Genomic DNA, 16,735 nt, shown 5'->3' with positions numbered 1-16,735 from the left:
ATGCTGACGGATAAAAAAATCTCCTTTACGATAAGTCTGTAGTTTCCCTTTCCTTTTACATAAATCTGTTATAAAAGAATAGTCTAAGTTATTGAGGTATGTATTGAACTCGTTCATCTGATAAAATCATTTGTTCTCAAAAGTAATTTCCTTGCGGATACGGCTGAGATAAGTGGGTGTAACATTCAAATAAGAGGCAACTTCTCCAATCGTAATTTCTTGAAGAATATCAGGACATCTTTTCAATAAAGCGATATAGCGTTCTTTGGGTGATAAACGGTGCATATCCAGATATTCCGTATAACAATTATGAAACAATGAATCTGAAAATAGCTGATGTAGCTCTCTGTCCTCATTGAATACTTTATTGAGTATATCACAGTCACATACCAGAACCTCCACGTTTGTTGCAGCAACAATACTGGTCATACATGGTATTTTTTGTGTAATACTTAAATAGTCACCGACAATCTTTCCTGGGAGTGCCAAACTGGTTATATGTTCGTTGCCCTTTGAATCTGTTACAACATATTTAAAATATCCTTGTTGGACGATTCCCGCATATCGGATAACATCTCCCCGCCGTACAAAGAATTCTCCCTTTTTGTAATGGCACAGTTTACCGTTCTTAGCACAAATCTCATGCCAGAATTCCATGTCTAATTTGTCGATGAAAGAATTAAAATTGCCCATTTTGCATTGAATAATTCATGAAACAAGCCCCTAATAGAGAATTAACGACACAAAAATAATTGATTTAGACAAGGACAGAACAAAAGAAAACAAGAGAAAATAAAAGAAAACAAAAAAGAAAAGGCCTTCAAAACTGAAGGCCTCTCTTTGGTGATCCGCTTGGGGCTCGAACCCAAGACCCCAACATTAAAAGTGTTGTGCTCTACCTGCTGAGCTAGCGAATCAATCCTTTGTCGCATCGGTCATTCCCCGATTGCGAGTGCAAAGGTAGTAACTTATTTTAAACCTGCAAAACATTTGGAAACTTTTTTCTCAAAAAAGCCGTTTTTTCTTTTCAAAGGGCCTTTTCAGACGTTTTTACGCTCCAATTCCTGCAAACTTTCCAGTTTCTTGGTCTCCAAAAACTCATAGATGCCACACAAGTGTTCCTTCACACGCTGGTGACCGAACTCATACACCTTCGTAACCAGCCCGTCCAAGAAATCACGGTCGTGCGATACCACAATCAGGGTGCCGTCGAAATCCATCAACGCCTGTTTCAGGATATCCTTCGTCTTCATGTCCAAGTGGTTGGTCGGCTCATCCAGAATCAAGAGGTTGACCGGCTCCAACAACAGTTTGATCATGGCCAGACGGGTACGTTCTCCTCCCGACAGCACCTTGACCTTCTTCATCGAGGCTTCCGGACTACCGAACATGAAGGCTCCTAACAAGTCCCGGATTTTATTGCGGATTTCTCCCTTAGCCACATCGTCAATGGTCTGAAACACCGTCAGGTTCTCGTCCAGCAACGAAGCCTGGTTCTGTGCAAAATACCCAATCTGCACGTTATGGCCCAGCGTCAGCGTACCTTCATAGTCTATTTCATTCATGATGCACTTCACGAGGGTAGACTTACCTTCTCCGTTCTTTCCCACAAAAGCCACCTTGTCGCCCCGTTCAATGGTGAGGTTGGCATTCTTGAACACCACGTGGTTGCCATACGTCTTTCCCACTCCTTCCATGATGACCGGATAGTTTCCGCTGCGTGGTGAAGGAGGGAATTTCAAGCGCAAGGCCGAGGTATCTTCTTCGTCCACTTCTATCAGTTCCAGTTTCTCCAGCATCTTCACCCGGCTCTGCACCTGCAAGGTCTTGCTGTAAGTGCCCTTGAAACGTTCAATGAAGTCCTTGGTCTCCTGAATCATCTTCTGCTGTTCTTCGTATTGCTTCATCTGCTGCTCGCGGCGTTCCTTCCGCAGCACCAGGTACTGGGAGTAATTCACCTTATAGTCGTAAATCCGTCCCATGGTCACTTCGATGGTACGGGTCGTGATGTTGTCCACAAACTTCCGGTCGTGGCTGATGACCACCACCGCCTTGGCACTGTTAATCAGGAAATCTTCCAGCCATTGGATGGATTCGATGTCCAGGTGATTGGTCGGCTCGTCCAGCAGCAACACATCCGGATTCTGGAGCAGCAGCTTGGCCAGCTCGATGCGCATCCGCCACCCTCCGCTGAAATCGCTGGTCGGACGGTTGAAATCTTCCCGCAGGAAACCCAGTCCCAACAAAGCCTTCTCCACGTCTTCCTCGAAATGTGTCATGTCGATGGCATAAAACTTCTCGCTCATCGAAGCCACTTTCTCTATCAGGGCCATATAAGAATCACTTTCATAGTCCGTCCGTGTGGCCAGTTCGTTGTTCATCCGCTCAATCTCTTCCTCCATCTCCTTCAGATGGGCAAAAGCCTGAGAAGCTTCTTCGAACACCGTCCTCCCGTCTTCCGTCATCAGGTGCTGCGGCAGATAGGCAATCACACAGTCCTTGGGGGCGGTCACTTTTCCCCGCGTAGGCTGGCGCACACCGGCCAGTATTTTCAGCAGCGTGGATTTGCCGGCTCCATTTTTTCCCATCAGGGCAATACGGTCTTTTTCGTTAATCTGAAAGTTCAGGTCACTAAACAAGGTGGTCCCTCCGAATTCCACGGTCAGTCCATCTATACTAATCATATTATGTAGGGTTTTAAATTTTTGAAAGGTGCAAAATTACAAAATTATGCGGATTATTACTCATTCAAGGCGCCACAGTGCGGACAAATGCCTTTCGACCTCATCTTGGCACCGCAGGCTCCACAGGCGTAGGGATAACTGTTGGCCTTGCGCAAGCGCCGGACGCACCACACGGAATAAGCGATAAAAGCCACATAAGCCAGATACACCCACAAGTAGGTAAAAAAGATATACAAGAAAATGCAGCAGGAAGCCAGTCCCAGCAGATAGAAAAAGGCTACTTCCATCGTCGTCTGATGAAACAGGTCATCCAGCAAGGCTACCCCCAGCAACAGGATAAGGAACACGCTGAGCACGAACAGTCCCAAAACGAAAGGCAGGTCGAAGGGATTCAGCGAAGGGTCATAATAATACCGCTCCCAGGTTTCCGGCACGAAATGCTGCATGCTGTTATACAACGTGGCTGCCGCCGCCATCAACCACGACAGGGTAATGGGAAACACACTGTCGATGTCATTCAGCCAGATGAGCTTAATCTGCTTGCGCCGCAAGGCACGGTACACGAAGCAGAGGAAGAACACAGCCAATACTAAAAAGAACGGCAGGGCATGGGAGTTACTGAACAGATGAATGCAACGGGAAATAGGGTCTACGGGGACGATGTGCGACAGCAACTGGCGTTCGGGAACCCATCCGATGGTTTCCTGGTCGCGGGCCACTTTCACCCACACCGAGTCGCCTTCCATTTCTTTACGGGCGGTAATCTCGGCTACCACCAGTTCATCTCCTTCCCTTACCGGAATAGAATCGAGCAAGGGGAGCTGATGAAGCCAAAGCGTATCGGTAGTGACCCGGAAATTGCTGTTCAAGGCGTATGGACGCTCTCTGACCACTGCTGCCACTGAGTCTTTCGAACTCTCTTTTTCCACTGAAGACAAAGAGGTACGATAATGGCAGGCCGTCACACACAACAGCAAACATACAACCCCTAAAATATAACCCGCGTATTTCATTCTGACTTCTGATTATCCAATGACACTTTCATCTGACAGACTTTACAGTCGAAATCCAAGCGGAATCGCCGTCCGTCCGTACTTATCAGGTAGTAAGGTTCTTTGTAGGGCGATTTCACCTTATGATGTACCGGACACCAGCCCATGCTGTAGCGCAGGCAATGCTTGCAGAACATCAGCACGGCATCGGTCCGTGGTTCTTTCTCAAAAGCAGGTTCGATGCGCTTCACCCCGTGGTCGTGATAGAAGGCCTGTGCCTTCGTATTCATCACATTGCCCAAGTAGGTCAAGTCGCCCACGATAAACGCATGCGTGGTTTTCGGGAACCGTACCCTTTCCTGCGGATAGTTGATGCGGCGGGCTTCCAGCAGCTTTTCCACCGCATTCCGCCGCAAATCGGCCAAGGCAGAAGAAGGTACAAACCAGTCCGCCGACAAGGAGATATTCAGTTTCTCCAATTCAAACGGGGTGTTGCCTAACTTGCCCAACTGATTCTTCAGGTTTTCGGCCTGAGGGGTACGTGCCAGTGTCTTTTCTGCCGGCAGCGTCACGCTGATGCAGTTATCGTCTTCGTCGGTCAGGGTTAAGGTAAACCCGAAGTTGTTTTCTTCGAACAGCATGGATACGGCTATCTTCCGTTCAGCCGACTTTTTCTGCATCACCCGTTCAAACTCCTGGTCGAAGTTGCGGTAGATTTTGGTCTTCGGACGCAGACGAGGCATCTCTTGCGGATAGAGTTTGTTGTTCTCCACCCGGTTCACCCGGAAACCGTGCAACTTGCCTTGTTCATCCAAATAGCAGAGTCCGTCGCCGTTGCTGAAAGGTTTCACTCCGGCCACCGTGAAATAGTTGCCGCGCACTTCTTTCACCACGCCCATTTCCTCGCCCAACGACTTCGGCGTATGGAAAGAGAATATATCCGGCGTACGCCCGTGCAGGAAGTAATCGGTAAATCCCCGGCTGAAACTCTTGTCCAGCTGCGGACGAAAAGCCAGACGGACGGTACCGGACGAAGCCCGCACGTATTCTTTCCGGCGCTTCAGGATGGCATCCAGTTTCTGGCGGTAATAGGCGGTCACGTTCTTCACATAGGCCACGTCCTTCAAGCGTCCCTCAATCTTCAACGAAGAAGCGCCCGCATCCAGCAAGGCTTCCAGGTTGTCACTCTGGTTCATGTCTTTCAGCGAAAGCAGATGCTTGCCACGGGCAATCGTTTTCCCGTCCGCATCCACCATGTCGAAGCTCAGGCGGCAGAACTGCGCACACTCTCCACGGTTGGCACTGCGGCCGAAACATGCCTGACTCACGTAGCACTGTCCGCTGTAGCTCACGCACAAGGCGCCGTGTACGAATACCTCCAGCGGCGTATCCGGACAGGCGGCATGAATCTTTGCAATCTCGTCCAGCGTCAGCTCACGGGCCAATACCACTTGACGGAAACCAGACTCGGCCAGAAATTTCACTTTCTGCGGCGTACGGTTGTCCATCTGCGTACTGGCATGCAGCGGAATCGGGGGCAGATTCAGGCGGGTGATTCCCATGTCCTGCACGATGAGGGCATCCACCCCCACCCGGTACAAATCCCAAATCATTTTCTCGGTATCTGCCAGTTCCTCTTCTTTCAGGATGGTATTGACAGTCACGTAGATGCGTACGCGATACAAATGGGCATAACGCACCAGGGCCTCAATGTCTTCCAATGAGTTGCCGGCAGCGGCACGTGCGCCGAAACGCGGGGCACCGATGTACACCGCATCGGCCCCATGGTTGATGGCTTCCATGCCGCACTCCAGGTTCTTGGCCGGGGCAAGCAGTTCGATAGGACGTTGTCTGATCATGCTTATTTTATCTGATTGATATCGTAAGGAGTTTCTTGGTATACATAATAGTTCATCCAGTTGGAGAACAACAGGTTGGCCACGCTCCGCCAGCGCACCAGCGGTCCTTTTTCCGGATCGTTGTCGCGGTAGTAATTACGCGGCATTTCAATGGGCAGGCCTTTGCCCAGGTCACGACGGTATTCCGTATCCAGCGTGTAAGGAGAATATTCCGAATGACCGGTCACGAAAAACTCACGTCCGCCACGGGCCATTACGATGTGTACACCCGACTCGGGTGACTCGGAAATAATCTGCAAATCCTTGCATTTTTCAATGTCTTCCCGACGGACTTCGGTGTGACGGCTATGAGGCACATAGAACACGTCGTCGAATCCACGGAAGATGGGCAGGTGCTCGAAGCCTTTGCAGATGTGGTGTTCAAAGATGCCGAACATTTTCTTGTCCAACGGATACTTCGGGATGCCGTAATGATAATACAAGCCGGCCTGTGCCGCCCAGCAGATATAGAAGGTGGAAGTGACATGGGTACGAGTCCAGTCAAAAATCTCCGTCACCTCGTCCCAGTAATTGACATCCTCAAAATTCAGGTGTTCCACCGGGGCTCCGGTAATGATCATTCCGTCGAACTTTTCGTTTCTCATCAGTTCAAAATCACGGTAGAACGCTTTCATGTGCTCCACCGGCGTATTCTTTGAAGTATGGCTTTTCAGCTTCATCAGGCTCACCTCAATCTGAAGAGGAGAGTTGGACAGTAAACGAATCAAATCGGTTTCTGTCGTTATTTTAAGCGGCATAAGGTTGAGTACGACAATCTTCAACGGACGGATGTCCTGCGAGCTGGCCCGCGAATTGTCAATCACGAAAATATTCTCTTGCTTCAACAACTCGATTGCAGGCAGTTTATCGGGTAAATTTAATGGCATATTGCTGTGTTTCTGTTTATTTTCTATCAAAGGGCAAAGTTAATAATTCAGCACGGATTACGGGGAAGAGCCGTCCATCTTTTTTTGTCCTTATCATTTTTTAAACTCGCCGACATGCTCCGGCTGCTCATTCTCCCCCGTTTCCGACCGCCTTCTGCAAAAAATCGGCAAACGCCAGCGCCGACTTTTTCCGGTAGTTTCCCTGCGCCCAGAACAGACATCCTTCAGAGGCCAACGCATCGGCACACAAGATAGGAATCTGCACCAAATCTTCTTCTCCGCGCACGGCAGCCTGCGTCAGAATCGTAGCCCAATATCCTTCCCGCAAGGTATGGATAATGGTATGCACATCGTTCATTTCTACCCCTACCGTCAGTTCCAAGTGCTGGGTACGGCATAGTTCGTCCACCTTCTTCCGGGTAGCAAAGCCCTGTCCCGGCAACACCAACGGAGTCTCGCACAGCCGCTTCAGCGTAATGGAAGAAAGTCCGGCCAACGGATGCGAGCGGTGCACAATGAAATTCAGGCGGGAAGAAAACAAAGGTAAGGTTTCAAACCCTTCCGAGGTGCCTTCGGGCTTGAAAGACAACACAAAATCCAAGTGATTGGCTTCCAACCGTTCCAGCAATTCTTCCGAGGTGGCGAAACTGATATCGACCTTCACCTTCGGATAGGTTTTCGTGAACCGACCCAGCGCCGCAATCAGCAGGGGACTCATGCTATAAGTCACCCCGATGTGAAGCACTCCGGTCTCTATCCCTTTCAAATCACGGATAATCTGTTTCCCGTCTTCCGCATCGTAAAGGGCCTTGGTGGCATAAGGCAGGAAAGCCAATCCGGCCTCCGTAGGGACTACACGCTTCCCGATGCGGTCGAAAAGCAACACATCCAGTTCTTCCTCCAACTGCTTAATCTGTTGGGAAAGTGTACTTTGCGAAATAAACAACGCACGTGCTGCCTCCGAAAAATTCTGCAATTCGCAAGCCGCTTTAAAATATTTCAACTGACGGAGTTCCATTTCTTATCGTTTCTGCCTATGAATGTTATCGGAAAAATGAGTGCTACAAATATAGAAAATATTTGGCTCGCATTTAACTTTGTCAAAAAATAAACGTAAAAAGATGAAAAAGATTCTCAGTGCAATGTTTGTTTGCTTGTCGATAAGCTTGTCGGCACAAACCGTAAAAGGAGTAGTAAACGAAGGTATTCGTTTTTGTGAAAGTACCTATCCGTATCAAGGAGGTATCCTGGTGGCCAACTTCGGTACCGCCGAACTGAATCCGCTGAACACGGAAGGTAAAGGATACATCGCATTTTATAAGGACGGAAAGACCCAGGTCATGGTTCCGGCCGACGGCAATCTGTCGGCTCCCAAAGGAATGTTCATCCGTCAGGACTACCTGTATGTATGTGATGTGAATAAAATCGTAGTATATCACCTGACCGACAAGGCAGAAAAGCCGAAAGTCATTACGTTGCCCGAAGGCAACCTGTTTGTCAACGACCTGGCAGCCGACGGAAACTATCTGTATGCTTCAGTGACCAACACCGACCGTATTTTCCGCCTGGATATCAGCAATCCGGCCCAGCCGGGACAGCCCGAAGAGTGGCTGCAAATCAGCGGACCGAACGGACTGCTTGTACGTGACGGAATGATGTATGTGGCTTCTTATCCGGCCGACGGAGTGACCAAGGAAGCCAATGTGATTTACCGCATCGACAACCTGAAGCAGCCCGTGGCCCGCAAACTGACGGAAGTGACCGGACAATACGACGGCATCGCTTTCTCTTCCGACGGAAAATCGCTGATTGTCACCAACTGGACACCGGCCCAGCTGAGCCGTATCGACCTGGCCAGCGGAAAGATGTCTCCTCTGTCTTTAAAACTGGAACAGCCGCTGATTGGCCCGGCCGACATTACCGTAAAAGACGGTTTCATCTACATTCCCGACCTGCCCAACAGCCGGGTGGTGGTGGTTAAGGAATCTTGTTGCTGCAAATCCCATGAAGGCAACTGTGCTATATTATAGCCACAAAGGAAAGACAGCCTTTTTCGCCAGAGAGATTGCAATGTATCTCTGGTCGAAAGGGCTGCATGTCAGCCTGTGTGCGATTTCCGATTTCGACCCTCAGAAACTGGCAGAAACGGATTTTCTGCTGTCGGGATGCTGGACCTGCGGTTATTTCGTCATCGGACAGCACCCGCACCGGCAATGGAAAGCCTGCAGCCGACGAATGGCAGGACAAGTGCCTCCTCATCGCACGCTGCTTTTTACCACCTATAAATTCAGGACGGGAAGCATGCTCCGAAACATGAAGAAAACTTTACGTATTTCCCGGAAAGCCTCCGTACCTTTCCTGCAATCCAAGAACGGCTTGCTGAGCGATACGGACAAACTAATACTAGACCAATTTATCACCTTGTAACTTCTTCTTAATCTATTCTCAAATCACAAATGTAATGCTTATGGAAAAAAAGAAACTTACCACTGCCTCAGGCGCACCCGTAGCCGACAACCAAAATGTGGCTACCGCAGGACGAAGAGGCCCGATGCTTTTACAAGATGTGTGGTTTCTCGAAAAACTGGCACATTTTGACCGCGAAGTGATTCCCGAACGGCGTATGCACGCCAAAGGCTCGGGAGCGTTTGGAAAATTTATGGTCACGCAAGATATCACGGCCTACACCAAGGCAGCCATCTTCTCACAGGTGGGAAAGGAAACGGAACTGTTTGTCCGCTTTTCTACGGTGGCCGGTGAACGTGGGGCGGCGGATGCGGAACGTGACATCCGTGGCTTCGCCATCAAATTCTATACCGAAGAAGGCAACTGGGACTTGGTGGGAAACAACACGCCGGTGTTCTTCCTGCGCGACCCGCTGAAATTCCCCGACTTGAACCACGCGGTGAAACGGGACCCGCGTACGAACATGCGTAGCCCGCGCAACAACTGGGACTTTTGGACTTCACTGCCCGAAGCTCTGCATCAGGTAACTATTACCATGAGCGACCGCGGCATTCCGGCTTCGTATCGCCACATGCACGGCTATGGCAGCCATACGTTCTCCCTGATCAATGCGGAAGGGAAACGTACGTGGGTCAAATTCCACCTGCACACCCAGCAGGGCATCCGGAACCTGACCGATGCGGAAGCGGAAGCGATTATCGCAAAAGACCGGGAAAGCCACCAGCGCGACCTCTACGAAAGCATTGAAAAAGGCGACTTCCCGAAATGGACGATGTACATCCAGCTGATGACGGAAGAACAGGCCAAAGCGTGTCCGTTCAACCCGTTCGACCTGACCAAAGTCTGGTCGCAAAAGGAATATCCGCTGATAGAGGTGGGCGTGCTCGAACTGAACCGCAACCCGGAGAATTATTTTGCCGACGTGGAACAGGCGGCTTTCAATCCGGCCAACGTGGTGCCGGGTATCAGCTTCTCGCCCGACCGCATGCTGCAGGGCCGTCTCTTCTCTTACGGTGACACGCAGCGTTACCGTCTGGGCGTCAACCACCACCAGATTCCGGTCAACCGGAGCCGTTGTCCTTTCCTGAACATGTACCACCGCGACGGACAGATGCGCGTGGACGGCAACCACGGTTCAACCCTGGGCTATGAACCCAACAGCTACGGAGAATGGCAACAGCAAGGCGAATACAAGGAACCGCCTCTGGAACTGGACGGCGCAGCTTATCAGTGGGATTACCGGGAAGATGACACGGACTATTATTCTCAGCCTCGTGCCCTGTTCCGCCTGATGACGCCTGCCCAGCAGCAGGTGCTCTTTGAGAATACGGCCAGAGCCATGGGAGACATTCCGGAAGAAATCAAGCTCCGCCACATCCGGAACTGCATGCAGGCGGATGAAAACTACGGCAAGGGAGTGGCCCAGGCCCTTCACATTCCGTTGGACAGAATTTAAGAGATTTCCCAGCTGTTTCAGGGAAAGGCCAGCTGCTTTTCCCTGAAACACTGGAGTCTTTTTTACGTTTCCCTCGGGAAAAACATACGTTTCCCACTGCGGAAACGTATGTTTCTCGAGTGGAAAACCTACGTTTCGGCCACGGGAAACGTAGAAAACATCGAAAAAAAACCGCCTCTTTGCAGGGGCGGTTTTACTTTTTATTACAGCTGATTTACAGACGATTCTTATAGATATCGGCCATGAGCTTCTGGTACTGGTTCTCCAGCGTCATGTAGCTTTGCAAGTTACCATATACGTTGTCGGCCTCCACATAAAAGTCGATGATGGACAACTGGCCAGCCGTCACGGCATCGTAGAGTAAGCGAAGGGACTGATGCATCAAAGGTACGTCATACGCTTTCAAAGCTTCCTGCAACTGCTGCATCTCATTGAACTGGCTCTGTACCTTGGCTTCCACCTGCAGACGGGCATTGTCGCGCTGCAAGTTCGCACTCAACGCCTGGGTTTTCGCAATTTTCAGTTTCTTACGGTTGGAAAACAAAGGGAAACTGCCTCCTACCAGGAAACCGTTGCTCTTCTCTCCCACCGAGGTATTCCGCCGGTAGCCCACTTCCAGCTTCGGCAACCAGTTCTGCTTGTTTACCTTCACTTCTTCCGAAGCGGCCTGAACGGTCGCCTCAGCCACCTGCAAATCGGCATCCGACTGCATCACTTCGTTATACAACGTCTCATAATCCCGAATAGCCTCTACTTTGGGATAATCCGTTTCCGCAAATTCCAACGGCATATTACCGTTCATGGCCAGCAACTGCTGCAATGCCGTACGGTGTGCGGCATTGTTCTGAGCCACTTCGGTCTGCACCTTCATGCGTTCCATCTTGATTTTATTCACTTCCAGGGCATTGGCATCGCCTTCTTTCAGGCGTTTCTCGAACAACTGCAACAAGGCATCGGCGTTCTTCATCCGCTCGGCCAGCAACTGCTGTTCCTGATTCAGCCGAATCAAGTCCAGACACAGGTTCTTGGCTTGCAGCAGAATGTCACGACGGAGCACCTGCTGCTGACGGTCCAGCACGTTTTTCTGCGATTTTCCAGAACGGTTGCGTGCCGCATACAGCGTGGGGAAATCAAATCCCTGCGTCACCACCAGTTCCGAACTGGCCATGCCGTCCACATTGCTTGCATAAAACGGACTGTACTCCACGCTGGGGTCTTCCAGGTTATTCCGTGTCTGCACTTCCATCTTGGCCGCCTCCATGCTGTGTGCACTGGCCTGAAGTTCCTTGTTGTGCTGCTCCACGGATTGCAGCACCTCTTCTATTTTCTGCGCCTGCAGCCCGCCGGAAAAAGCCAGGCCTGCCAGCAATATCCATCCAAATTTTTTCATGCTTCTGTTCTTTTAGTCGTTTTCTTCCGGTTCATTAACTCGTACACAATAGGAATGACAAAGGCATTCAGGAAAGTGGAGGTCAGCAAGCCTCCCAGGATGACCTTGGCCATCGGACTCTGAATTTCATTACCCGACAAGTCGCCGCGCAAGGCCAGCGGAATCAGGGCCAGGGCAGACGAAAGAGCGGTCATCAGAATCGGGTTCAGACGGTCGAGTGAACCGTGTACGATACTTTCGCGCACATCCAGATGCTGCTCTTCACGCAACAGGTTGTAGTGAGTAACCAGCAACATACCGTTTCGGGTGGCAATACCGAACAAGGAGATAAATCCGATGATGGCCGGAATACTGACTTCACCCGTGGTCAGCCACAGGGCAAACACACCGCCAATCAGGGCCAGCGGCAGGTTCAACAGAATCACCCCGCTCTCAGCTGCATCGTGGAACTGCATGTACAGCAACAGGAAGATGACCACGATGCTCATCAGGGAAGTCAACAGCAAGGTACGGCTGGCGGCCTGCTCGCTTTCAAACTGTCCGCCGTATTCAATGTGATAGCCTTCGGGCAACGTAATCTTCTCGTCCACCCGACGCTGGATGTCATTCACCACGCTGCGCAGGTCACGCCCGCTGGTATTGGCCGAAATCACGATTTTCCGTTTCACATTTTCCCGGTTGATGGTGTTCGGTCCCATGGAAGACACCACATCGGCCACGTACGACAACGGAATCTTCCGTCCCTGTGCATCGTCAATCATCAGGTCTTTCACACGGTCCATCTCGCCCCGGTCGGCCTCATCCGCACGCACTACCAGGTTGAAAGTCTTTCCTTTTTCATATACCTGCGACACGACTTCACCGGCCATATTTACCTGCACGAACTCGCTGAACTGCGGCAACGAAATGCCATACTTGGCCAGCATCTCCCGCTTGGGCACAATCTTCAGTTCCGGACGCTCAATCTGCTGTTCCACGTTCAGGTCGGCCACACCTTCCACGTCACTGATGGCCGCCTTGATCTGATTGCCCAAGGCAAACATCCGGTTCAGGTCATCCCCGAACAGCTTGATGGCAATGCTGGCCTGCGTACCACTCAACATGGCGTCGATACGGTGACTGATGGGCTGTCCGATTTCAATGTTGGCCCCCGTGATGACCGACAGTTTCTGACGGACATCCGCCAGCAGTTCGGCATGCGAACGGTCTTTCAACTCGAAAGGCGCTTCTATTTCCGACACGTTCACGCCCAGCGCATGCTCATCCAGTTCCGCACGTCCCGTCTTGCGGGCCACGGTCTGTATTTCCGGAATGGAGAGCAGGATTTCCTCGGCCTGACGCCCAATCTTATCGGATTCTTCCAAGGAAATACCCGGCAGGGAGCTGACATTGATGGTAAACGACCCTTCGTTGAACGACGGCAGGAAGCTGTGGCCCAACGTAAAGAAAATGCCCAAGGCCACCACGAACACGGCAACTGTACCTCCCAACACCGTCTTCTTGTGCTCCAGCGACCAAAGCAAGGCCCGTTCGTAATATTTCTTCAGCCATACGGCCAAGAAGGCTTCTTTCGGCAGTCCGTCTCCTTTTGTTTTTCCGCCCAGCAGGTAACTGCACAACACCGGAGTCAGGGTCAGCGCCACCACCGTAGAAGCAAACAAAGACACGATGAAGGCAATACCCAGCGGCACCAACATACGGCCTTCCATCCCAGTCAGGAAGAAAAGCGGAATAAAGCTGACAATGATAATCAGTGTGGAGTTCAGAATCGGCATACGTACCTCGCGCGAGGCATTGAACACCACCTCGCGTACCGGCTTGCGTTCTTCCAGCGGGAGCATCTTGTTTTCCCGCAGGTGCTTCCACACGTTTTCCACGTCGACAATGGCATCGTCCACCAATGAACCGATGGCGATGGCCATACCTCCCAGACTCATGGTATTGATGCTCAGTCCCATGTAGTGCAGTACCAGAATGGCCACCACCAGGGAAAGAGGAAGGGTAATCAACGAAATAATCGTCGTACGTGTATTGGCCAGGAACAGGAAGAGCACGATGACCACAAAGATGGCACCTTCATACAGCGATTCCTGTACGTTGCTGATGGAGCTTTCGATAAAACGCGACTGGCGGAACACATCGGTAGAGATTTTCACATCCTTCGGCAGGTTCTTCTGCAAATCGGCCAAGGCCTTCTCCAGCTGTTCCGTCAAGGCAATCGTGCCCGTGTTGGGCTGCTTCGTTACCGTAAGCAGTACGGCTGGCTTTCCTTTTTCGGAAGCCACTCCCAATTTGGGCTGCTGCGAACCGATGCGCACATCGGCCACGTCTTCCATGGTAATGGGTGCTCCCTCTGCCGTGGTCTTGATGACAGCCCGACCCAGCTTATGCACATCGTCCGTAGAAAGCACTCCTCGCACAATGTACTCGTTGCCATATTCATAGATGACACCTCCGTTGGTATTCTGGTTCATGTTGCGCGACACAGCCATCACCTCTCCCAGAGTCACCCCATAATGACGCATCCGGTCGGGATGAATCAGAATCTGGTATTCCTTGATGTCTCCTCCCAGTACGGCCACCTGTGCCACACCTCCGGTGGACAACAGACGCGGACGGATGGTCCAGTCGGCCAGCGTACGCAAATCCTGCATGGAAGTAGAATCGGCGGTCAGGCCCACAATCAGCAATTCACCCAAAATAGACGACTGCGGTCCCAGGGTAGGCTTTCCCACATTGTCCGGCAAAGACTCGCCCACTGCGGCCAGCTTCTCAGACACAATCTGACGGGCCAGATAGATATCGGTATCCCATTCAAACTCGACCCAAACCACTGAAAAGCCCGTGGTGGAAGAAGAACGCACCCGTCGTACATTGGTCGCTCCATTCACGGCCGTCTCGATAGGGAAAGTAACCAACTGTTCCACTTCCTCGGCCGCCATACCGTTGGCCTCGGTCATCACCACCACCGTCGGGGCATTCAGGTCGGGAAACACATCCACTTCGGTATGGAAGGCGGTATAGGTTCCTCCTATCAGCAACAATATCGCTGCCACCAGTACCAGCAAGCGGTTCTGTAAGGAAAATCGTATAATCTTGTTCAGCATAGCTCCTCCGCTTTAATGGTTATGTGTATGCGCCGGGATGGCATTGGAAGCCGAAGCCAGTTTGACATGAATCGCGCCACGGGTCACTACCGTATCCCCGTCTTTTATACCGGAAAGAATCTCTACCCGGCTGCCGTCGGAAGCTCCTAATTTCACTTCCTGCTTTTTATAGCACTCCTCGTCCAGCTTCAAATAGACGAAATACACACCCTGTTCCTCGGTCAAGGCCGATACCGGAAGGCTCAATACGCCGTTCCGTTCACCCGACAAGAGGTACACTTCCACAAAAGACCCGGGAACCATGTCGCCCCGGTTGTCGAACTCAAAAGTCACCGGCACATAATAAGAGGTATCTCCCGAAGACTTGCCGAAAGAAAGCAACTTGCCTCCCAAATTCTCAAGGCTATAGACTTTATTATTATAAGGAGTTTGGAAATTGGCAGACACCACCTGGGAAAGCTGTGCATAATAACGCTCGGACACTTCCGCCTTCAACACCAGCCGACGGGTCTGTGTCACCGTCATCAACGGCTGGCCCACTGTTACATAATCGCCTTCCTTCACCAAGCACGTCTTGATAAATCCACCGATAGGCGACTTGACAGACACTCCCTTGCCCGACATGCTCGGCTTCAAGGCTTCATAAGTGAGACGGGCATTCTCGTAGGCCTCACGCAGGGCCGCAAAGTCCTTTTGCGACACAATCTGGCTGCTCACCAGTTTCTGAGCCCGTTCGTATTCTTCCTTGGCCTTCTCATAAGCCACCTTGGCTTTCTGCACAGGGTCGCCATCCTGGATATGGGCGGCCGACACGCTCAGCAATTCTGTTCCCTTGCCGACTTGCATTCCCTCGGCTATTTTCCGGGAGAAAGAAACCACTCCCGAAGAAGCGGCTACTACGGTAGCTTCTTCTCCCTGGGCCGCCAGAATCTGTCCACTGGTATGAATCACATTGCGAAAACTTCCTGCATGAACGGCTTCGGCCTCCACGCCTGCCGCCTTTGCTTTTTCAGGAGTCAGAATAATCTCATCGGAATGACCGGCTTTTTCTCCGGCATGCATTTCTTCTTCATGGTTGTGTCCCTCTTCACCATGTTCATGGGCATGCTCTCCACACGCCCCCAATAGGAACATACACAATGTCCCTGTCAAAATATAGTTTTTCATTGAATTACGGTGTTTTAATTTTGTTGCAAAAATAACTTCTGTACCCTGCAAGCTGGTTGCAAAGTACACTGCTAACTCTCTATCCCCTACAATGGGACTATTTTATGCAACAAAGGGAGGGGCACGGAAATTCCGCACGGCCGAGAAACTCCGGGCATGCAGTTTTTCTATATAATAGGAAGCCAAGTCCGTAGATTCGACAGAGACAGGCGCCTCCAACCACACGGACGACAGGTAAATCAGGGTATAATACGCATAATCCGGCGTAAAATCCGGGGAATGATGCGGAGTGGAAAAGGAGAAATGGGTCACACAGCTGATATCGCAGGTATGCTTGTCGGCATCACCGGGACAATGGCAGGTTTCTCCTTCCGCATGCACATGCGCAGGAGTGCAGGTTTCCATGTCCGGACTGACACAGAATGCTTCGTTGTGATGATGATGTGGAAAAACGCCTACCACCAGCACCCACAGACTGACAAGCAACAAGCAATATGCATTTACACGATGTTTCATTCCCTTTCTCTAACGGGCGCAAAGGTAAAAAGAAATACAGAAAAAAACAACGTTTTGTATGCAGACTGGAATTTGAATCGTTTTCTTGCCAACGTATCGGAAAAACTTTTTTAAAGAAGCGGCCGTACACCCTTACTATAAAATAGATTACCTTTGCAAGCAAAAAGAGAGG

General features: G+C 50.9%; 13 protein-coding genes and 1 tRNA gene. 3 read left to right on the top strand and 11 right to left on the bottom strand.

The features are described 5' to 3' along the window. Positions 1-126: 126 nt before the first annotated feature. From RDP42_RS08925 to RDP42_RS08895, 7 genes are all read right to left on the bottom strand, one after another. Complete coding sequence (locus tag RDP42_RS08925; RefSeq protein WP_308763389.1) at positions 127-693, bottom strand: Crp/Fnr family transcriptional regulator; 567 nt, start codon at positions 691-693, stop codon at positions 127-129. A gap of 148 nt (positions 694-841) precedes the next feature. After that, positions 842-917, bottom strand: a tRNA-Lys gene (locus RDP42_RS08920). 123 nt (positions 918-1,040) lie between these two features. Continuing rightward, positions 1,041-2,684, bottom strand: coding sequence for an ABC-F family ATP-binding cassette domain-containing protein (locus RDP42_RS08915; RefSeq protein WP_299174321.1), 1,644 nt, complete (start codon positions 2,682-2,684; stop codon positions 1,041-1,043). A gap of 56 nt (positions 2,685-2,740) precedes the next feature. Then, a complete protein-coding gene (locus RDP42_RS08910) occupies positions 2,741-3,697 on the bottom strand; it encodes a hypothetical protein (protein WP_308763388.1) in 957 nt (318 codons plus the stop codon). After that, positions 3,694-5,535, bottom strand: a complete 1,842-nt coding sequence (locus RDP42_RS08905; protein WP_308763387.1) for a U32 family peptidase — start codon at positions 5,533-5,535, stop codon at positions 3,694-3,696. The genes RDP42_RS08910 and RDP42_RS08905 overlap by 4 nt, the downstream gene beginning before the upstream one ends. Positions 5,536-5,537: 2 nt before the next feature. Next, complete coding sequence (metA, locus tag RDP42_RS08900; protein WP_308763386.1) at positions 5,538-6,461, bottom strand: homoserine O-succinyltransferase; 924 nt, start codon at positions 6,459-6,461, stop codon at positions 5,538-5,540. A gap of 127 nt (positions 6,462-6,588) precedes the next feature. Next, positions 6,589-7,479 (bottom strand): LysR substrate-binding domain-containing protein, encoded by an 891-nt coding sequence (locus RDP42_RS08895; protein ID WP_308763385.1) that lies wholly within the window; start codon positions 7,477-7,479, stop codon positions 6,589-6,591. 103 nt (positions 7,480-7,582) lie between these two features. Here RDP42_RS08895 and RDP42_RS08890 point away from each other — a divergent pair, with 103 nt between their 5' ends. From RDP42_RS08890 to RDP42_RS08880, 3 genes are read left to right on the top strand one after another with little or no spacing between them, the layout of a single operon-like run. Next, positions 7,583-8,491, top strand: coding sequence for a hypothetical protein (locus RDP42_RS08890; RefSeq protein WP_308763384.1), 909 nt, complete (start codon positions 7,583-7,585; stop codon positions 8,489-8,491). Then, positions 8,466-8,888, top strand: coding sequence for a hypothetical protein (locus RDP42_RS08885; RefSeq protein ID WP_308763383.1), 423 nt, complete (start codon positions 8,466-8,468; stop codon positions 8,886-8,888). Before RDP42_RS08890 ends, RDP42_RS08885 begins: the two co-directional genes overlap by 26 nt. 40 nt (positions 8,889-8,928) lie before the next feature. Then, positions 8,929-10,383, top strand: a complete 1,455-nt coding sequence (locus RDP42_RS08880) for a catalase (protein ID WP_308763382.1) — start codon at positions 8,929-8,931, stop codon at positions 10,381-10,383. Between the two features lie 214 nt (positions 10,384-10,597). Here the strand turns inward: RDP42_RS08880 and RDP42_RS08875 are convergent, their stop codons facing one another. The 4 genes from RDP42_RS08875 to RDP42_RS08860 all read right to left on the bottom strand — a co-directional run bounded on the left by RDP42_RS08875 (position 10,598) and on the right by RDP42_RS08860 (position 16,563). Beyond that, on the bottom strand, positions 10,598-11,773 hold the full coding sequence (locus RDP42_RS08875; RefSeq protein WP_308763381.1) for a TolC family protein: 1,176 nt from the start codon (positions 11,771-11,773) through the stop codon (positions 10,598-10,600). Beyond that, positions 11,770-14,880 carry an efflux RND transporter permease subunit gene (locus RDP42_RS08870; protein ID WP_308763380.1) on the bottom strand — a complete coding sequence of 1,037 codons (3,111 nt, stop codon included), beginning with the start codon at positions 14,878-14,880 and terminating at the stop codon, positions 11,770-11,772. The genes RDP42_RS08875 and RDP42_RS08870 overlap by 4 nt, the downstream gene beginning before the upstream one ends. A gap of 12 nt (positions 14,881-14,892) precedes the next feature. Then, on the bottom strand, positions 14,893-16,047 hold the full coding sequence (locus RDP42_RS08865) for an efflux RND transporter periplasmic adaptor subunit (RefSeq protein ID WP_308763379.1): 1,155 nt from the start codon (positions 16,045-16,047) through the stop codon (positions 14,893-14,895). A gap of 102 nt (positions 16,048-16,149) precedes the next feature. Then, on the bottom strand, positions 16,150-16,563 hold the full coding sequence (locus RDP42_RS08860) for a DUF6769 family protein (protein ID WP_308763378.1): 414 nt from the start codon (positions 16,561-16,563) through the stop codon (positions 16,150-16,152). Between the last annotated feature and the right edge of the window lie 172 nt (positions 16,564-16,735).

The sequence above is a fragment of the uncultured Bacteroides sp. genome (assembly GCF_902472605.1).
Taxonomy (GTDB): Bacteria; Bacteroidota; Bacteroidia; order Bacteroidales; family Bacteroidaceae; genus Phocaeicola.
Note: the sequence above shows the minus strand (reverse complement) of the source record. Positions and strands in the feature narration are given on the sequence as shown.